At 52.0% G+C, this 3,192-nt stretch carries 2 rRNA genes; both read right to left on the bottom strand.

The features are described from left to right. Window positions 1-9 precede the first annotated feature (9 nt). A 5S ribosomal RNA gene (gene rrf, locus DFQ04_RS18245) occupies window positions 10-121 on the bottom strand. 138 nt (window positions 122-259) lie between these two features. Next, window positions 260-3,126: ribosomal RNA gene (locus DFQ04_RS18240) — 23S ribosomal RNA — on the bottom strand. Window positions 3,127-3,192: the final 66 nt, after the last annotated feature.

Genomic DNA, 3,192 nt, shown 5'->3' with positions numbered 1-3,192 from the left:
TTTTGAATAATGTGGCGGCGACCTACTCTCCCGGGTGTAACCCCAGTACCATCGGCGCTGCAGGGCTTAACTTCTCTGTTCGGGATGGGAAGAGGTGGGACCCCTGCGCTAGGCCGCCTAAATCTTGATGTCCGATGACCGATTTCCCTTGTAGGATGATCTATCGTCCACATAATATCTTTTGTTCTGACTTTGTCCTTCGGTCTTCCGACTTCGGTCTATAGTCTTTTAACATATCTTGTAGAAACTGTAACAAACGGTAGGTAAGCTTTCGGGCAATTAGTACTGCTCAGCTATGCCATTGCTGACTTTACACCTGCAGCCTATCAACCTGGTCGTCTCCCAGGGCCCTATATGGAAGTCTCATCTTGAGGGGAGTTTCGCACTTAGATGCTTTCAGCGCTTATCTCTTCCCGACGTAGCTACCCGGCAGTGCAGTTGGCACCACAACCGGTACACCAGCGGTCAGTCCAACCCGGTCCTCTCGTACTAAGGTCAGGTCCTCGCAAACTTCCCACGCCCGCAACAGATAGGGACCGAACTGTCTCACGACGTTCTGAACCCAGCTCGCGTGCCACTTTAATCGGCGAACAGCCGAACCCTTGGGACCTTCTCCAGCCCCAGGATGTGACGAGCCGACATCGAGGTGCCAAACCTCCCCGTCGATATGAGCTCTTGGGGGAGATCAGCCTGTTATCCCCAGCGTACCTTTTATCCTTTGAGCGACGGCCCTTCCATTCAGAACCGCCGGATCACTATACCCGTGTTTCCACCCTGCTCGGCTTGTCGGCCTTACAGTCAAGCTCCCTTATGCTATTGCACTCCTCGTACGGTTACCAAGCGTACTGAGGGAACCTTTGGAAGCCTCCGTTATCCTTTTGGAGGCGACCACCCCAGTCAAACTACCCACCAAGCAATGTCCCCCTCAAGGGGTTAGATACCAAACAAACAAAGGGTGGTATTTCAACAGTGACTCCACAGATCCTAGCGAACCCGCTTCATAGTCTCCCACCTATCCTACACATCATTTGTCCAGTACCAATGCTAAGCTGCAGTAAAGGTGCATGGGGTCTTTCCGTCCCGTTGCGGGTACACGGCATCTTCACCGTGACTACAATTTCACCGAGCTCATGGCTGAGACAGCGCCCAGATCGTTACACCATTCGTGCAGGTCGGAACTTACCCGACAAGGAATTTCGCTACCTTAGGACCGTTATAGTTACGGCCGCCGTTTACTGGGGCTTCGATTCAATGCGTCGCTTGCGCTAACATCCCCTCTTAACCTTCCAGCACCGGGCAGGTGTCAGGCCTTATACCTAGTCTTTCAACTTCGCAAAGCCATGTGTTTTTGTTAAACAGTCGCCTGGGCCTCTTCACTGCGGCCCCCTTTTACAGGGGCGCCCCTTCTCCCGAAGTTACAGGGCCATTTTGCCGAGTTCCTTAGCCATGATTCACTCGAGCACCTTAGGATTCTCTCCTCGACCACCTGTGTCGGTTTGCGGTACGGGTACTCATACGCTTAGCGCTAGAAGTTTTTCTTGGAAGCCCTTAGGGTCACTATCCGATTGTCCGTAGACGCTCGGTACTATCACCTTCGGCTAGATCCACGCATTTAACTATGGTTCCAATACCTACTGGCTTCAACCCGGTATTCCGTCACCGGGCGGACCTTTCATCACTCCGTCACTCCTTCACCTGTATGAGCAGTACGGGAATATTAACCCGTTGTCCATCGACTACCCCTCTCGGGTTCGCCTTAGGCCCCGACTAACCCTGATCCGATTAACGTTGATCAGGAAACCTGGGTCTTACGGTGGGCGGGTTTCTCGCCCGCCTTATCGTTACTTATGCCTACATTTGCTTTTCCAAAAGCTCCAGCACCCCTTACAGGATACCTTCACCGCCGTTGGAATGCTCCCCTACCACTGCATTGCTGCAATCCTTCGCTTCGGTACTAGATTTGATGCCCGATTATTATCGACGCCCTGTCGCTCGACCAGTGAGCTGTTACGCACTCTTTAAAGGAATAGCTGCTTCCAAGCTAACCTCCTGGCTGTCTCTGCAACTGGACCACCTTTGTTCAACTTAATCTAGATTTGGGGACCTTAGCGGAAGGTCTGGGTTCTTTCCCTCTCGGACTGGGACCTTAGCACCCCAGCCCTCACTGCCGGTTCTGTATATTGGCATTCGGAGTTCGTCAGGATTTGGTAGGATGTGACTCCCCCTAGTCCTATCGGTAGCTCTACCTCCAACATACAATTCCCGACGCTGTTCCTAAAAACATTTCGGGGAGTACGAGCTATTTCTCAGTTTGATTAGCCTTTCACCCCTACCCACAGCTCATCCGGAAGCTTTTCAACGCTTATCGGTTCGGTCCTCCAGTTAGTTTTACCTAACCTTCAACCTGGCCATGGGTAGATCACTAAGTTTCGCGTCTACCCCCACCGACTCAGTCGCCCTTTCAGACTCGCTTTCGCTCCGGGTACGTGACTGAATCACTTACCCTTGCCGATGAGGTGTAACTCGTAGGCTCATTATGCAAAAGGCACGCCGTCACCCCACTAAAGGGCTCCGACCGCTTGTAAGCGCACGGTTTCAGGTTCTATTTCACCCTCCTATTCGGAGTACTTTTCACCTTTCCCTCACGGTACTCGTTCACTATCGGTCTCTCAGGAGTATTTAGCCTTACCGGATGGTGCCGGCAGTTTCAATCGGGATTCCTCCGGTCCCGACCTACTCAGGATACCCGCCTCTCATACAACCCTTCCAATACGGGACTCTCACCCCCTACGGTCGGCCTTCCCATGCCGTTCTCGTCAAGTTGTACTCAATTATGCAGGTCCTACAACCCCGTGCATGCCGTAACATACACGGTTTGGGCTAATCCGCGTTCGCTCGCCACTACTTACGGAATCATTATTATTTTCTCCTCCTATGGGTACTTAGATGTTTCAGTTCCCCACGTTCGCCTATCTTACGATATAGCCATTGCTGGCTGGGTTGCCCCATTCGGATATCTACGGATCAACTCGCATTGGCCAATCCCCGTAGCTTTTCGCAGCTTATCACGTCCTTCCTCGCCTCTGAGAGCCTAGGCATCCCCCGTGCGCCCTTATTCACTTACTTCTACTTTACTCATTCTCTCGAATGAATCTGTTACAGTTTCTACTTCAATATGTCAATGAACTTCTT

Origin of the sequence: Algoriphagus boseongensis (assembly GCF_004362805.1) — a bacterium.
In the GTDB taxonomy this organism is placed as follows: domain Bacteria; phylum Bacteroidota; class Bacteroidia; order Cytophagales; family Cyclobacteriaceae; genus Algoriphagus; species Algoriphagus boseongensis.
The sequence above is the reverse complement of the archived record's forward strand: the minus strand, read 5'-3'. Positions and strand labels throughout refer to the sequence as shown.